At 59.1% G+C, this 14,644-nt stretch carries 16 protein-coding genes; 15 read left to right on the forward strand and 1 reads right to left on the reverse strand.

Going from position 1 to position 14,644, the window contains the following annotated elements; genetic code table 11:
* The first annotated feature begins 14 nt into the window (after positions 1-14).
* The 3 genes from ACN1C3_RS22690 (at position 15) to ACN1C3_RS22700 (ending at position 2,480) form a co-directional block, all read left to right on the forward strand.
* Positions 15-638 (forward strand): glutathione S-transferase family protein, encoded by a 624-nt coding sequence (locus ACN1C3_RS22690; protein ID WP_419117987.1) that lies wholly within the window; start codon positions 15-17, stop codon positions 636-638.
* A 133-nt stretch (positions 639-771) separates the two neighbouring features.
* Positions 772-1,704, forward strand: a complete 933-nt coding sequence (locus tag ACN1C3_RS22695) for an ABC transporter ATP-binding protein (protein WP_419117988.1) — start codon at positions 772-774, stop codon at positions 1,702-1,704.
* Entirely contained in the window at positions 1,701-2,480 is a 780-nt protein-coding gene (locus tag ACN1C3_RS22700) for an ABC transporter permease (protein WP_419117989.1), read from the forward strand. Before ACN1C3_RS22695 ends, ACN1C3_RS22700 begins: the two co-directional genes overlap by 4 nt.
* A gap of 52 nt (positions 2,481-2,532) precedes the next feature.
* On the opposite strand, the gene ACN1C3_RS22705 is transcribed toward ACN1C3_RS22700, so the two are convergent.
* On the reverse strand, positions 2,533-3,048 hold the full coding sequence (locus tag ACN1C3_RS22705) for a DUF2062 domain-containing protein (RefSeq protein WP_419117990.1): 516 nt from the start codon (positions 3,046-3,048) through the stop codon (positions 2,533-2,535).
* A gap of 135 nt (positions 3,049-3,183) precedes the next feature.
* Between ACN1C3_RS22705 and ACN1C3_RS22710 the strand changes: the two genes are divergently transcribed.
* From ACN1C3_RS22710 to ACN1C3_RS22765, 12 genes are all read left to right on the forward strand, one after another.
* A complete protein-coding gene (locus tag ACN1C3_RS22710; protein WP_419117991.1) occupies positions 3,184-5,409 on the forward strand; it encodes a DNA internalization-related competence protein ComEC/Rec2 in 2,226 nt (741 codons plus the stop codon).
* Between the two features lie 98 nt (positions 5,410-5,507).
* The gene (locus ACN1C3_RS22715; RefSeq protein WP_419117992.1) at positions 5,508-6,143 is read left to right on the forward strand and encodes a MotA/TolQ/ExbB proton channel family protein; all 636 of its coding nucleotides are present in this window, start codon (positions 5,508-5,510) and stop codon (positions 6,141-6,143) included.
* The gene (locus ACN1C3_RS22720; protein WP_419117993.1) at positions 6,140-6,568 is read left to right on the forward strand and encodes an ExbD/TolR family protein; all 429 of its coding nucleotides are present in this window, start codon (positions 6,140-6,142) and stop codon (positions 6,566-6,568) included. Before ACN1C3_RS22715 ends, ACN1C3_RS22720 begins: the two co-directional genes overlap by 4 nt.
* Positions 6,568-7,578: a tetraacyldisaccharide 4'-kinase gene (lpxK, locus tag ACN1C3_RS22725; protein ID WP_419117994.1), complete on the forward strand. Its 1,011-nt coding sequence runs from the start codon at positions 6,568-6,570 to the stop codon at positions 7,576-7,578. The genes ACN1C3_RS22720 and lpxK overlap by 1 nt, the downstream gene beginning before the upstream one ends.
* A 22-nt stretch (positions 7,579-7,600) precedes the next feature.
* Positions 7,601-7,786 (forward strand): Trm112 family protein, encoded by a 186-nt coding sequence (locus tag ACN1C3_RS22730; protein ID WP_419117995.1) that lies wholly within the window; start codon positions 7,601-7,603, stop codon positions 7,784-7,786.
* Entirely contained in the window at positions 7,783-8,547 is a 765-nt protein-coding gene (gene kdsB / locus ACN1C3_RS22735) for a 3-deoxy-manno-octulosonate cytidylyltransferase (RefSeq protein ID WP_419117996.1), read from the forward strand. Before ACN1C3_RS22730 ends, kdsB begins: the two co-directional genes overlap by 4 nt.
* The gene (locus ACN1C3_RS22740; protein ID WP_419117997.1) at positions 8,547-9,011 is read left to right on the forward strand and encodes a low molecular weight protein-tyrosine-phosphatase; all 465 of its coding nucleotides are present in this window, start codon (positions 8,547-8,549) and stop codon (positions 9,009-9,011) included. Before kdsB ends, ACN1C3_RS22740 begins: the two co-directional genes overlap by 1 nt.
* Positions 9,008-10,027 carry a UDP-N-acetylmuramate dehydrogenase gene (gene murB / locus ACN1C3_RS22745; RefSeq protein ID WP_419117998.1) on the forward strand — a complete coding sequence of 340 codons (1,020 nt, stop codon included), beginning with the start codon at positions 9,008-9,010 and terminating at the stop codon, positions 10,025-10,027. The genes ACN1C3_RS22740 and murB overlap by 4 nt, the downstream gene beginning before the upstream one ends.
* A gap of 255 nt (positions 10,028-10,282) precedes the next feature.
* Positions 10,283-10,753, forward strand: coding sequence for a (2Fe-2S)-binding protein (locus ACN1C3_RS22750; protein WP_419117999.1), 471 nt, complete (start codon positions 10,283-10,285; stop codon positions 10,751-10,753).
* On the forward strand, positions 10,750-13,065 hold the full coding sequence (locus ACN1C3_RS22755) for a molybdopterin cofactor-binding domain-containing protein (protein ID WP_419118000.1): 2,316 nt from the start codon (positions 10,750-10,752) through the stop codon (positions 13,063-13,065). The genes ACN1C3_RS22750 and ACN1C3_RS22755 overlap by 4 nt, the downstream gene beginning before the upstream one ends.
* Positions 13,065-14,051, forward strand: coding sequence for an XdhC family protein (locus ACN1C3_RS22760; RefSeq protein WP_419118001.1), 987 nt, complete (start codon positions 13,065-13,067; stop codon positions 14,049-14,051). Before ACN1C3_RS22755 ends, ACN1C3_RS22760 begins: the two co-directional genes overlap by 1 nt.
* Entirely contained in the window at positions 14,048-14,638 is a 591-nt protein-coding gene (locus tag ACN1C3_RS22765; protein WP_419118002.1) for a nucleotidyltransferase family protein, read from the forward strand. Before ACN1C3_RS22760 ends, ACN1C3_RS22765 begins: the two co-directional genes overlap by 4 nt.
* Positions 14,639-14,644 lie beyond the last annotated feature (6 nt).

The following is a 14,644-nucleotide window of genomic DNA, read 5'->3' on the forward strand; positions in this document are numbered from 1 at the left end:
ATCAAGGGGCGGTCATGCTGAAGATCTGGGGTCGGAAAAATTCGTCGAATGTCAGAAAAGCACTCTGGTGCGCCGAGGAGCTCGGTCTGATTTACGAGGCAGTGGATGCAGGCGGCGCTTTCGGGGTAGTCGACACACCCGAGTACCGTGCCATGAACCCCAACGGCCGAGTTCCGGTCATCGAAGATGACGGCTTCGTACTCTGGGAATCCAACACCATCGTGCGTTATCTGTGCGCTAAGCATGCCGCCGATTCGACCTGGTATCCGGCGAATCTGCAGGCGCGAGCTACTGCCGAGAAATGGATGGACTGGACCACCTCGACCTTTGCCGACCCGTTCCGTCAGGTGTTCTGGGGGGTATTGCGTACCCCGGCGGATCAGCAGGATTGGGTGAAGATCAATGCTGCGCGCGATACCTGTGCCGAGCTGCTATTGATGGTCGATCAGGCGCTGGCTGAACATCCTTACCTGTCCGGAGAGGAGATTGGCATGGGCGATATTCCGCTGGGCAGCTTTATTTATGCCTGGTTTGAGATGCCCGTCGACCGCCCGCAAATGCGCCATCTAGAGGCCTGGTATGAGCGCTTGAAGCAACGTCCGGCGTATCAGAAAGCTGTGATGACCGCGTTGACTTAATACTGACTATCAATACAGGTGACTGTACTTGTGCGGCGTCGACAAGCACCATTGGTCTTGTGCGCCGCTGTTGTATTGCGTGCGGTCCGCCCTTATTTGTAACTCTCTTCCCTTCTTGGTGCGTAAATCCGATATGAGTTCCGCTCTGTCCATCCGGCAGCTAACCAAAACCTACGGCAACGGTTTCCAGGCCCTGAGTGGTATCGATCTGGATGTCGCCGAAGGTGATTTTTTCGCCTTGCTCGGCCCCAACGGCGCCGGCAAATCCACCACCATCGGCATTCTCTCGACCCTGGTGAACAAGACCAGCGGCACGGTGAATATCTTTGGTCATGATCTCGATCGTGAGCCCGCCGCGCTCAAACGCTGCATTGGCGTGGTGCCGCAAGAGTTCAACTTCAACCAGTTCGAAAAGACCTTCGACATTGTCGTGACTCAGGCGGGCTACTACGGTATCCCACCGAAAGTCGCCAAGGAGCGGGCCGAGCAATACCTGACCCAGCTTGGTCTGTGGGACAAGCGTGATGTCCCGTCTCGTTCGCTGTCCGGCGGCATGAAACGCCGACTGATGATCGCCCGCGCGTTGGTGCATGAACCGCGTCTGCTGATCCTCGACGAACCGACTGCCGGGGTGGATATCGAACTGCGTCGTTCGATGTGGACCTTCCTCACCGAGCTGAACCAGAAAGGCATCACCATCATCCTCACCACCCATTACCTGGAAGAGGCTGAGCAACTGTGCCGCAACATCGGCATCATCGACCACGGCACCATTGTCGAGAACACCAGCATGCGGCAGTTGCTTAGCCAACTGCATGTCGAGACCTTCCTGCTCGATCTGAAAAGCGACATGAAAGTTGCGCCGCAGTTGATCGGCTATCCGAACCGCCTGGTCGATGGCCACACCCTGGAAGTCCAGGTCGATAAAGCGGTGGGTATCACCGCGTTGTTTAGTCAATTGGCCGCGCAGAACATTGAAGTGCTGAGCTTGCGTAATAAAACCAATCGCCTCGAGGAGTTGTTCGTGTCCCTGGTGGAGAAAAATCTGTCGAAGGTGGCGGTATGAGTTCCGAGCTGCAACCCAACCTCGTTGCACTCAATACCATCGTCTATCGTGAAGTCCGTCGCTTTACCCGGATCTGGCCGCAAACCCTGCTGCCGCCAGCGATCACCATGGTTTTGTACTTCGTGATCTTCGGCAACCTGATCGGTCGGCAGATCGGTGATATGGGTGGTTTCACCTATATGGAATACATCGTGCCCGGGTTGATCATGATGTCGGTGATCACCAACTCCTACGGTAACGTGGTCTCGAGTTTCTTTGGCAGCAAGTTCCAGCGCTCCATCGAAGAACTGATGGTCTCGCCGGTTTCGCCTCATACCATTCTGATTGGCTACACCTTGGGCGGCGTGTTGCGCGGGCTGATGGTCGGGGTGATCGTCACGCTGCTATCGCTGTTCTTCACCGATCTGCAAGTGCATCACTTGGGCGTGACCATTTTGGTGGTGGTGCTGACAGCGACGATTTTCTCGCTGTTGGGCTTCATCAATGCCGTATTTGCACGCAACTTCGACGATATCTCGATTATCCCGACGTTCGTGCTGACGCCGCTGACCTATCTGGGTGGGGTGTTCTACTCAATCACCTTGCTGCCGCCGTTCTGGCAGACCGTATCGCTGGCCAATCCGGTGCTGCATATGGTCAACGCCTTCCGCTACGGCATCCTCGGGGTGTCGGATATCAAGATCAGCGTGGCCATCACCTTCATGCTTGTCGCGACAGTGGCGCTGTATATCGGTTGTGCCCGTCTGCTGGTCAGCGGGCGAGGTATGCGCACGTAGGGCCACAATCCCAGACCAAAAAACGGCACCCAAGGGTGCCGTTTTTGCATTTCTACAGGCGACTTTTCTTGCGCCGCTTCCATTGCCGTCCGACCCACCAGCGCCAGTAGGTCATGGTCAGGCAGTAGGCGAGGGCACCAAGGACCAGTCCGGTGACCACTGAACCCAGCAGGAAAGGTTGCCACAGCGTCGACAGCTCGCCGCTGATCCACTCCCAGGACAGCTCGTCCGGCAGGCTACGGGGCGGTACGTTCATCAGCCAGGCACCGGTCTGATAGGTGCAGAAAAACACCGCGGGCATGGTAATCGGGTTGGTCAGCCAGACCAGGCTGACGGCAATCGGCATGTTGCCGCGCACCGTTATCGCCAGAATTGCCGCCACCAGCATCTGCAATGGAATGGGCAAAAACGCGGCGAATAATCCCACCGCCATCGCGCGTGCTACCGAGTGGCGATTGAGGTGCCAAAGGTTCGGGTCATGCAGCAGGGTGCCGAGAAAGCGTAAGGATTTGTGTTCCCTGATGCTGGTCGGGTCTGGCATGTAACGTTTGAATAAGCGCCGGGGCATAGGGCTTCTCGGTCAGTTCAAGCGGCAAGTATGCCCGGATTCTACGGATGACAAATTCAGACTTTGTGACAATTAATAAAGCTGCGCCCGCGCGACTCGACTATTCCGAGAGAAAGGACTCTCAAGGACGGGCTTATGCGCACAGGGATGTTTGCACTCGCGTTGGGTCTATTGACCCTGCGCTTCTTGCCGGCGTTGCCGCCGATCTGGTTATTGCTGCTGTTGCCGGTATTGGGGTTGATGCTTCTGCCGTTTCGCACGTATCCACTGGCCTTTTTTCTGTTCGGTTTCAGTTGGGCGTGTGCGGGTGCGCAATGGGCGTTGAACGATCGACTGGCGCTCAGTCTCGACGGGCAAACCCTATGGGTCGAAGGGCGCGTGGTGGGTTTGCCGCAGAACGCCGACGGCGTGGTGCGTTTCGAGTTTGAGGAGGGGCAGTCGCGGCGGACCTCGTTGCCGAAATTGATGCGGCTGGCCTGGTATAACGGGCCATCGGTCAGCAGTGGTGAACGCTGGCGGCTGGCGATCACGCTCAAGCGCCCCGGCGGCTTGCTCAATCCTCATGCTTTCGACTACGACGCCTGGTTGCTGGCGCAACGAATCGGCGCAACGGGCACGGTCAAAGACGGGCAACTGCTCAGAAGCGCCCAGTGGGCGTGGCGCGATGGCATCCGACAGCGACTATTGAGCGTCGACGCCCAAGGTCGGGCCGGGGCGTTGGCCGCCTTGGTGCTGGGTGATGGAGCAGGGCTGACGGCTGCTGATTGGCGAGTCCTGCAAGACACCGGCACCGTGCATTTGCTGGTGATTTCCGGGCAGCACATTGGTCTGCTCGCCGGGCTCATTTATATGTTGATCGCCGGGCTGGCGCGGTATGGGGTGTGGCCGGCGCGTTTGCCTTGGCTGCCGTGGGCGTGCGCGCTGGCCTTCGGTGCGGCGCTGGGTTACGGCCTGCTGGCCGGGTTCGAAGTGCCGGTACGCAGAGCGTGTGTGATGATCGGGCTGGTCCTGCTCTGGCGGCTGCGGTTTCGGCATTTGGGGGCCTGGTGGCCGCTGCTGCTGGCGCTGAATGTGGTCCTGTTGCTTGAACCGCTGGCAAGTTTGCAGCCGGGATTTTGGCTGTCGTTTGCGGCGGTGTTGATTTTCACCTTCAGTGGTCGGTTGGGCGCCTGGAGTGGGTGGCAAACCTGGACCCGCGCCCAATGGCTGATCGCTATTGGTTTGTGTCCTGTGCTGCTGATTCTTGGCTTGCCCATCAGTATCAGCGGGCCGCTGGCCAATATAGTTGCCGTACCTTGGGTCAGCCTGGTGGTGTTGCCTGCGGCCTTGTTGGGAACCTTGCTCCTGCCGCTGCCTTACATCGGTGAAGGCTTGCTGTGGCTGGCGGGTGGTCTGATCGGTTGGCTGTTTCAAGCGTTGGCGCTGATAGCTGGATATGTGCCGGCATGGGTGCCCGCAGCGATTCCTCTTTGGGTCTGGGGAATAAGCGTTCTCGGTGCTTTTCTACTGTTACTGCCCAAAGGATTGCCGTTGCGGCTTTTGGGTTGGCCGATGCTGCTGTTGATGGCTTTTGTGCCGCTCAAAACGGTGCCCAATGGCGAGGCTGAAATTTGGCAACTGGATGTCGGGCAGGGCTTGGCCATCATCGTGCGTACTCGTCATCACACCCTGCTGTATGACGCCGGGCCGCGTTTCGGTGACTTCGATCTGGGAGAGCGGGTGGTACTGCCATCGTTGCGCAAGTTGGGTGTGCGAGAACTGGACGTGATGCTGCTCAGCCACGCCGACGCCGATCATGCCGGCGGTGCTCGTTCGGTTATGCGAGGGTTGCCGGTGGCGCGAGTGCTGAGTGGCGATCCGGATGCGTTGCCTGCCGAGTTGCAAGCGCAGTCGTGCGAAAGTGGCAAGAAATGGGAATGGGATGAGGTGAGCTTCGAACTCTGGCAGTGGTCATCCGCCACCGACAGCAATCAAAAGTCCTGCGTATTGCAGGTCCAGGCCAAGGGCGAGCGCCTGCTATTGACTGGTGATATTGATGCCCAGGCCGAGCGCGCATTGCTGGAAAGTCCTTTAGCCGTTGCTACTGACTGGCTACAGGCACCGCACCATGGCAGTCGCAGTTCGTCCTCCATGGTTTTTCTCAAGGCTCTTTCGCCCACTGCAGTGCTGATCTCCCGCGGGCGTAGCAATTCGTTCGGTCATCCTCATCCGCAAGTGATGGCGCGTTACCGCAAGCTGGACATGATGGCTTATGACAGTGCAGAGCAAGGAGCCATACGTTTGCAGTTGGGTGCCTTCAAGCCGCCTGAGGCAATGCGCCAGCAGCGACGCTTCTGGCGCGATCCGGTCGGGAGCAAATAACCGTGGGTTATTAAACCCGGACGACAGGCAACATCACGGTCTTCGGTGCGTCGAGGCCCTATGTTAGAGTGGCGCACTTTTTCGAGGGGACTGTCACTGTGTGGGAATTGGTCAAATCCGGCGGCTGGATGATGTTGCCGATCATTCTGAGTTCCATCGCTGCGCTGGCCATCGTTGCCGAGCGTTTGTGGACCCTGCGAGCTAGCCGCGTTACTCCCGATCATCTGCTCGGGCAGGTCTGGCTCTGGATCAAGGACAAACAACTCAACAAAGAAAAACTCAAGGAACTGCGCGCCAACTCCCCATTGGGCGAGATCATGGCCGCGGGCCTGGCCAACTCAAAACATGGCCGCGAGATCATGAAAGAGTGCATCGAAGAAGCCGCCGCGCGGGTGATTCATGAGCTTGAACGCTACCTCAACGCACTGGGCACCATCGCCGCTATGGCGCCGTTGTTGGGCCTGTTAGGCACGGTATTGGGCATGATCGATATTTTCAGCTCGTTCATGGGCTCGGGCATGACCACCAACGCCGCAGTGCTGGCCGGTGGCATCTCCAAAGCATTGATCACCACGGCTTCAGGCTTGATTGTTGGTATTCCATCGGTGTTCTTCCACCGTTTCCTGCAACGCCGGGTGGATGAGCTGGTGGTGGGCATGGAGCAGGAAGCGATCAAACTGGTCGAAGTGGTGCAGGGTGACCGTGATGTCGATCTGGTCGAGGGCAAAGCGTGAAATTCCGCCGCAAACAACGGGAAAACGTCGACATCAACCTCGTGTCGTTGATTGATGTGGTGTTTGTCCTGCTGCTGTTTTTCGTCGTGACCACTACCTTTACCCGTGAAACCCAGTTGCGCGTTGAGCTGCCGGAAGCTGTCAGCGGCTCGCCGGCTGAAGATCAACTGGCCAAACAACTGGATATCGCCATCAGCGCCGACGGTGTGTTCACCGTGAATAACCAATTACTGCCCAAGAACGATCTGGCCAGCCTGATGGAGGCGCTGCAGAAAGAGTCCGCAGGCGACACCAATCTACCCTTGTCGATCAGCGCTGACGGCAAAACCCAACATCAATCCGTGATCACCGCCATGGATGCCGCCGGCAAGCTCGGTTTCAGCCATCTGCGCATGACCACCGTCGAGGCGGCGCCGGCTCACTGATGGCACTTTCCAATCGTTTGCTCGCCGCCTGGTATACCGGCCATCGCGCGCTGAAGTTGTTGCAGCCGCTGGAATGGCTGTATCGGCAAGTGGTTCTGCGTAAACGTGAACGCTTTCTCGCCGGTGAGGGCGACATCTATCAACCGCCGGTGCCGTTGGTGGTGGTCGGCAACATCACGGTAGGCGGTACCGGCAAGACGCCGTTGATTCTCTGGTTGATCGACCATTGCCAGCGCAGCGGTCTGCGGGTAGGTGTCGTCAGCCGTGGTTATGGCGCCAAGCCGCCACAACTGCCGTGGCGGGTCAACGCCGGGCAAAGTGCTGAAGTCGCCGGCGACGAGCCGCTGCTGATTGTTCAGCGCAGTGGCGTACCACTGATGATCGACCCGGATCGCAGCCGCGCGGTGCGGGCATTACTGGCTGCCGAAAAGCTCGATCTGATCCTTTCCGATGATGGCTTGCAGCATTACCGCCTGGCCCGGGATCTCGAACTGGTGCTGATCGATTCTGCACGCGGTCTGGGCAATGGTCGCTGCCTGCCCGCCGGTCCGTTGCGTGAGCCGGTCGAGCGTCTGCAAAGCATCGATGCGCTGCTCTACAATGGAGCCACTGAGGACCGCGACAATGGCTTCGCCTTCAGGCTTGTGCCCACCGTGCTGATCAATCTGCAGACCGGCGAGCGACGCCCGCTGGACTACTTCCCGGCAGGGCAGGCGGTGCACGCTGTGGCCGGCATCGGCAATCCGCAACGTTTCTTCACCACTCTTGAAACGCTACACTGGCGGCCAGTCCCGCATGCATTTGCCGACCACGCAGAGTACAGCGCGGCGGCCTTGAGTTTCATGCCGTCATTGCCGCTGGTCATGACCGAGAAAGATGCGGTCAAGTGCCGTGCCTTCGCGTCAGCCGACTGGTGGTATCTGGCGGTCGACGCAGTGCCGTCTCCAGCCTTCGTGGCCTGGTTCGATATGCAGTTGATGCGTTTGTTGCCTGCTCGTCTTTTGCCTTAACGCTTTTATCCAGGGAATTCTCATGGACACCAAATTGCTCGACATCCTTGCCTGCCCGATCTGCAAAGGTCCGCTGAAGCTCAGCGCCGATAAAACCGAGCTGATCAGCAAAGGCGCCGGTCTGGCCTACCCGATTCGTGATGGCATTCCAGTAATGCTCGAAAGCGAAGCCCGTACCCTGACCGTCGACGAGCGACTGGATAAATGAGCACCGCTTTCACTGTCGTCATCCCGTCCCGTTACGCCTCCACGCGTCTGCCCGGTAAGCCGCTGCAAATGATCGCTGGCAAGCCGATGATCCAGCATGTCTGGGAACAGGCCTGCAAGAGCAGCGCCCAGCGGGTGGTCGTGGCCACCGATGATGCGCGCATCGTTGACGCCTGCAAGGCGTTCGGTGCTGAAGTAGTGTTGACTCGTGAAGATCACAATTCCGGTACCGATCGTTTGGCCGAAGTCGCTACGCAATTGGGCTTGGCCGCAGACGCCATCGTGGTCAATGTGCAGGGTGATGAGCCAATGATTCCGCCGGCAGTGATCGATCAGGTCGCAGCCAATCTTGCAGCTCATCCCGAAGCGCGCATGTCGACGCTGGCCGAGCCGATCGAAGACGTAGAAACCCTGTTCAACACCAACGTAGTCAAAGTCGTCAGTGACCTCAATGGCCTGGCGCTGACCTTCAGCCGCGCCACATTGCCTTGGGCGCGGGATGACTTCGCCAAGAGCCGCGAGCAATTGCCGGCTGGCGTGCCTTACCGCCGACATATCGGGATCTACGCCTACCGCGCCGGTTTCCTTCATGACTTCGTCAGTTGGGGGCCGTGCTGGCTGGAAAACACTGAGTGTCTGGAGCAGCTGCGCGCACTCTGGCACGGCGTGCGGATTCACGTAGGCGATGCAGTGGAAGCACTGCCAGCGGGTGTCGATACCGCGCAAGACCTTGAGCGCGTTCGGCGCCTGCTGGAGGTTTGATGCGGGTTCTGTTTGTCTGCCTGGGCAATATTTGTCGTTCGCCCACGGCCGAAGGCGTGCTGCGCCACAAGTTGCGTGAGGCGGGGCTGGCGGATCAGGTGGAAGTCGCTTCCGCCGGCACCGGCGACTGGCATATCGGCAAGGCGCCGGACAAACGCAGTCAAGCCGCCGCCAGGTTGCGCGGCTATGACTTGTCCGCTCAGCGTGCCCAGCAAGTGACCCGCGCCGACTTTGCGACCTATGATCTGATTCTGGCGATGGACCAGAGCAATCTGCGCAACCTCAACGCCATGCAACCGGCCAAGGGCAAGGCTGAGCTGGATCTGTTCCTGCGTCGCTATGACTCTGCCGTGGATGAAGTGCCGGATCCGTATTACGACGGCGATCAGGGGTTCGAGCAGGTGCTGGACTTGATCGAGCGCGCCAGCGATTTGCTGGTGATCGAATTGAAGGGGCGGTTATGACCTTGCAACTGCAAACGCAGGTTTCTCTCAAACCGTTCAACACCTTTGGGGTGGATGTTCGTGCACAGGTGTTTGCCCAGGCCCATAGCGACGCCGATGTCCGCGAAGCGCTGGCTTATGCGGCTGAGCAGGCATTGCCTCTGCTGGTGATCGGTGGTGGCAGCAACTTGTTGCTCACCGCTGATATTCCAGCGTTGGTGCTGCGCATGGCCACGCGAGGCATTCGTCTGTTGAGTGACGACGGCAGCAGGGTTGTGGTTGAGGCGGAAGCGGGCGAAACCTGGCACCCGTTCGTGCAATGGACGCTGGAGCAAGGGCTCTGCGGTCTGGAGAACCTCAGTCTGATCCCCGGCACGGTCGGCGCCGCACCCATGCAGAACATTGGTGCTTACGGTGTCGAGATCAAAGACGTGTTCGTCGGGTTGACTGCGCTGGACCGTCAGACTGGCGAACTACGGGATTTTACGCTGGCGGAGTGCAACTTCGACTACCGGGACAGTCTATTCAAGCATGAGCCTGGGCGTTGGCTGATTCTACGGGTGCGCTTCGCCTTGAGTCGCGCCGAGCATCTGCACCTGGAGTACGGCCCGGTTCGCCAATGGTTGACTGAACAAGGCATCAGCCATCCGACGGCCAGTGATGTCAGTCATGCCATTTGCAGTATTCGCAACGAGAAACTTCCTGATCCGGCAGTGCTCGGTAATGCCGGCAGCTTTTTCAAGAACCCTTTGGTGGCGGCGGCTATAGTCGCTGAGCTTAAAGCCGAATACCCCGATCTGGTGGCTTATCCACAGGCTGACGGGCGAATAAAACTAGCCGCCGGCTGGTTGATCGAGCGCGCTGGCTGGAAGGGCTTTCGTGAGGCAGATGCCGGCGTGCATCGGTTGCAGGCCCTGGTGTTGGTCAATTACGGTGCGGCGACCGGTCTGGAGCTGTTGAACCTGGCGCAACGAATCCAGAAAGACATTGCCGAACGTTTCAAGGTTCAACTGGAAATGGAGCCGAATCAGTATTGAGCTACGCTTGAAGTCTGAATCCAGAGCCCTGCAAACCTTTCGTGTGTGCAGGGCTTTTTTGTTAATGCTGCTTTAACTTAGCCTCCTAACGATGTATCTCTTTGTTCCATCCCTTTGTTCCAAGCAAGGCCCGATGGAAACCCAGCTGTTTTCATAAGAGAGCCGATTAGCCTGAGTCGATCTGCGTGTACCTGAAACGCTGCATCAAGCGGCAGATTGCTCGACCCCATAACCAAGACATATGCGGGCGTGCCCATGATTACCCTGAAGCTCAACGGTCAAGATCACCCACTGGATGTCACTGAGGATATGCCGCTGCTGTGGGCCATTCGCGATGTGGCAGGCTACAACGGTACCAAGTTCGGTTGCGGCATGGGCCTGTGCGGCGCCTGTACCATCCATATCGACGGCTCACCGGCGCGCAGCTGCATCACGCCGATCGGCTCGGTGGTTGGCCAGAACGTCAGCACCATCGACAATCTCCACAGCGACCCGGTCGGGCAAGTGGTCCAGCAAGCGTGGCTGGACACCGCGGTAGCCCAATGCGGTTTCTGCCAGGGCGGGCAGATCATGTCTGCCACGGCTTTGCTTAAGGTCAATCCCAATCCTAGTGACGAACAGATCGAGGAGGCGATGATCGGCAATATTTGCCGTTGCGGTACCTATAACCGGATAAAAACCGCGATTCGTCAGGCCGCCACTCATTTGCAGGAGGCCAAGGCATGAGCCAGTTACCGAATGATTTTGCCCTGAGCAACCTCAGCCGCCGTGGTTTCCTCAAAGGCGTCGGTGCCACGAGCGCCCTGGTGCTGGCAGCCAGTTGGGGCTGGCAGGAGGCGTTTGCCGAAGAGAAAAAATTCGGTGCCGCTGGCATGCCCAATGGCTGGATCGATGATCCCAAGGTGTACGTCAGCATTGGCGCCGATGGCAGTGTGACGGTGGTTTGCAATCGTTCGGAAATGGGCCAGGGCGTACGCACCAGCCTCAGTATTGTGGTCGCTGACGAACTGGACGCTGATTGGGCGTTGGTGAAAGTCCAGCAGGCGCCGGGCGATGAAGTGCGCTTCGGTAACCAGGACACCGACGGTTCACGCAGCATGCGTCACTGGTACGAGCCGATGCGCCGTTGCGGCGCCGCCGCTCGGACCATGCTTGAGCAAGCGGCGGCCGATCAGTGGAAAGTGCCGGTGGCCGAATGCCGTGCGCAATTGCACAAAGTGATTCACCAACCGAGTGGTCGCGAGTTGGGCTATGGCGCTTTGGCCGCTGCTGCCGGTGCTTTGGCGGTGCCGGCGCGGGACAGTCTGCGCCTCAAGCAGCCTTCGGAATTTCGCTACATCGGTAAAGAAGCCACGCGAGCCATTGATGGTGCAGACATCGTCAACGGACGTGCGGTGTACGGCGCAGACGTACATTTCGACGGCATGCTCTTCGCCACCGTGGCGCGGCCGCAGGTCTACGGCGGCAAGGTCAAATCCTTCGATGGCAGCGCGGCGATGAAAGTCCCGGGCGTGATCAAGGTCATGCAGATCGAGAGTCGTCCGCTGCCGTCCGAATTCCAGCCGTTGGGCGGTGTTGCGGTGATTGCCAGCAACACGTGGGCGGCAATCAAGGGTCGCGAAGCGCTGAAGATCGAGTGGGATGATGGCGTCAACGCCGGTTACGACTCGATCGCCTACCGCAAGGAGCTGGAAGCCGCAGCCTTGAAACCGGGCAAAGTAGTGAGAAGCACCGGCGACATCGACGAGGCTATGAACAGCGCCGACAGCAGCCTGGAAGCGGCTTACTACCTGCCGCATCTGGCGCAGGCACCGATGGAGCCAATGGTTGCCATTGCCCGGTTCAACAACGGCCAATGCGAGGCCTGGGCGCCGAGTCAGGCGCCGCAAGTGACGCGTGAGCGCATTGCCGAACGCCTCGGCATTCCCTTCGAGAAAGTTACGGTCAACGTCACGCTGCTCGGCGGCGGGTTCGGCCGTAAATCCAAACCCGATTTCATCCTTGAAGCGGCGATCCTGGCCAAGGCTTTTCCAGGCAAAGCGGTGCGGGTGCAATGGACCCGGGAAGATGACATTCACTGTTCTTACTTCCATACCGTTTCGGCCGAATACCTCAAGGCCAGCCTGAACAAAGACGGCATGCCGTCCGGCTGGCTGCACCGCACGGTGGCGCCGAGCATCACCGCGCTGTTCGCTCCGGGCATGAACCACGAAGGCGCGTTCGAACTGGGTATGGGCTTCACCAACATGGCCTACGCCATTCCCAATGTGCGCCTGGAAAACCCCGAAGCGGCCGCCCATACCCGGGTTGGCTGGTATCGCTCTGTGTCGAACATTCCCCATGGCTTTGCCATTCAAAGTTTTGTCGACGAATTGGCGCATCAAGTCGGGCAGGATCCGCTGAAATACCAACTCAAGTTGCTCGGTCCGGATCGTCAGATTGATCCGCGCACCTTGAGTGAAGAGTGGAACTACGGCGAATCCCCAGAGCATTATCCGATCGATACCGCGCGCTTGCGTGGGGTATTGGAAACCGCGGCCAAGGCTGCCGGTTGGGGGCGCCAATTGCCCAAAGGACGTGGTTTGGGGCTGGCGGTGCATTACAGCTTCGTTACCTACGTGGCGGCGGTGATCGAGGTCGAAGTAAAAGACGACGGTTCGCTGATCGTGCACAAGGCTGACATTGCTGTGGATTGCGGTCCGCAGATCAACCCTGAGCGGATTCGCTCGCAATTTGAAGGTGCCTGTGTGATGGGACTGGGTAATGCTGTGCTGGGTGAAATCAGCTTCAAGGACGGCAAAGTCCAGCAGGATAACTTCCATATGTACGAAGTGGCGCGCATGTCCCTGGCGCCGAAGGAAGTCGCTGTGCATCTGGTCACGCCTCTGAGCAACGTGCCGTTGGGCGGTGTCGGTGAACCGGGCGTGCCACCGATCGCTCCGGCGTTGTGCAACGCGATCTTCGCGGCTACCGGCAAACGCATCCGCAGTCTGCCGGTTCGCTACCAGCTGCAAGGCTGGCAGCAGGCGAAAGCCTGATGGACAGCGTCGATCTGAATGTCTTGCGCAGCGTGTTGGAATGGCGCCGCGCCGGGCAGCGAGTGGTGTTGTACAGCGTGGTCCAGACCTGGGGCAGTGCGCCCAGACCACCAGGGGCCATGCTGGCCTTGCGTGAAGACGGCGTGGTGATCGGCTCGGTCTCCGGTGGTTGTATCGAGGACGACTTGATCGCCCGTTTGCACGATGGCCGTTTGCCTCCGGACGGGCCGTCAGTGCAGTTGGTGACCTACGGCGTCACCCGCGAGGAGGCCGCGCGTTTTGGCTTGCCCTGCGGTGGCACCTTGCGCCTGACTGAAGAGCGGGTCGGCGATCCCGCCTGGGTGGCTGAGTTGCTGGCGCGTTGCGAGGCTCATGAGATTGTCGCGCGGGAACTGAACCTGAGCTCCGGCGAGGTGACCTTGCAGGCGGCGAGCAAGACCGATGTCTTGAGCTTTGACGGCATAACCTTGCGTGCGATTTACGGTCCGCGTTGGCGGCTGTTGTTGATTGGTGCCGGGCAGCTGTCTCGTTATGTGGCGGAAATGGCGCGGTTGCTGGATTTCGAGGTGTTGATCTGCGATCCGCGCAAGGAGTTCGTCTATGGCTGGGAAGAGCAGCATGGCCGCTTCGTACCGGGTATGCCGGATGACGCGGTGCTGAGTATCGAAACCGACGAACGCACCGCCATCGTCGCCTTGACCCATGATCCGCGTCTGGACGATATGGCACTGCTGACGGCGCTCAACTCTCGGGCCTTTTATGTCGGCGCATTGGGGTCGCGGGTCAATAGCCAGAAGCGCCGGGAAAACCTTGCTGAGCTGGGACTGACCCAACAAGCCATCGACCGCTTGCATGGCCCGATCGGTTTGCATATTGGCAGTCATACACCAGCGGAGATTGCGTTGTCGGTAATGTCGGAGATTGTCGCGATCAAGAACGGCATCGATCTGTTGCAAAAGAAGCCATTGGACGAGGCGGTGGTTTGAAGGCCTCGGTATGCGCCATCGTGCTGGCGGCAGGGCAGGGCAGCCGCTATCGGCAAGTTGCAGGCGCTGATCAGGATAAGTTGCTGGCGGTGTGCGAGGGCCGTGATGGTGTCGTTCGGTCGGTGATTGAGCAGGTGTTGTTGAATCTACCTGCGGGTTTGGGTAAGCGACTGCTGGTGACGACAGCGGACCGGCCTGAAGTGGTTCGGTTGGCGCAGGTTTATGGCTGCAAGGTGTTGTTGCTGGAGTCTGCAGGTATGGGCGACAGCATTGCGGCAGCCGTTGCGGCCAGTCCCGATTCGAGTGGCTGGCTGGTGGTACTGGGGGATATGCCTTTTATCCTGTCGTCGAGCATTGAGCAGGTGGTGGAGGGTATTGAGGACAATGCCGTCAGTGTTCCAGTGTACGGCGCTGAATATGGTCATCCGGTGGGCTTTGGGTGCTCGTTTGGGGCGGCGCTGATGAGGTTGTCCGGTGATCGCGGGGCGAAGCCGTTATTTGCCTCGGCCAAGGTGCTGGAAGTGCCAGTGGATGATTCGGGTGTTTTGTGGGATGTGGATGTGCCAGCGGCGTTGGTTTTTAAATAACCGCGT

It is taken from the genome of Pseudomonas sp. H11T01 (assembly GCF_048515765.1).
Classification (GTDB): Bacteria; Pseudomonadota; Gammaproteobacteria; order Pseudomonadales; family Pseudomonadaceae; genus Aquipseudomonas.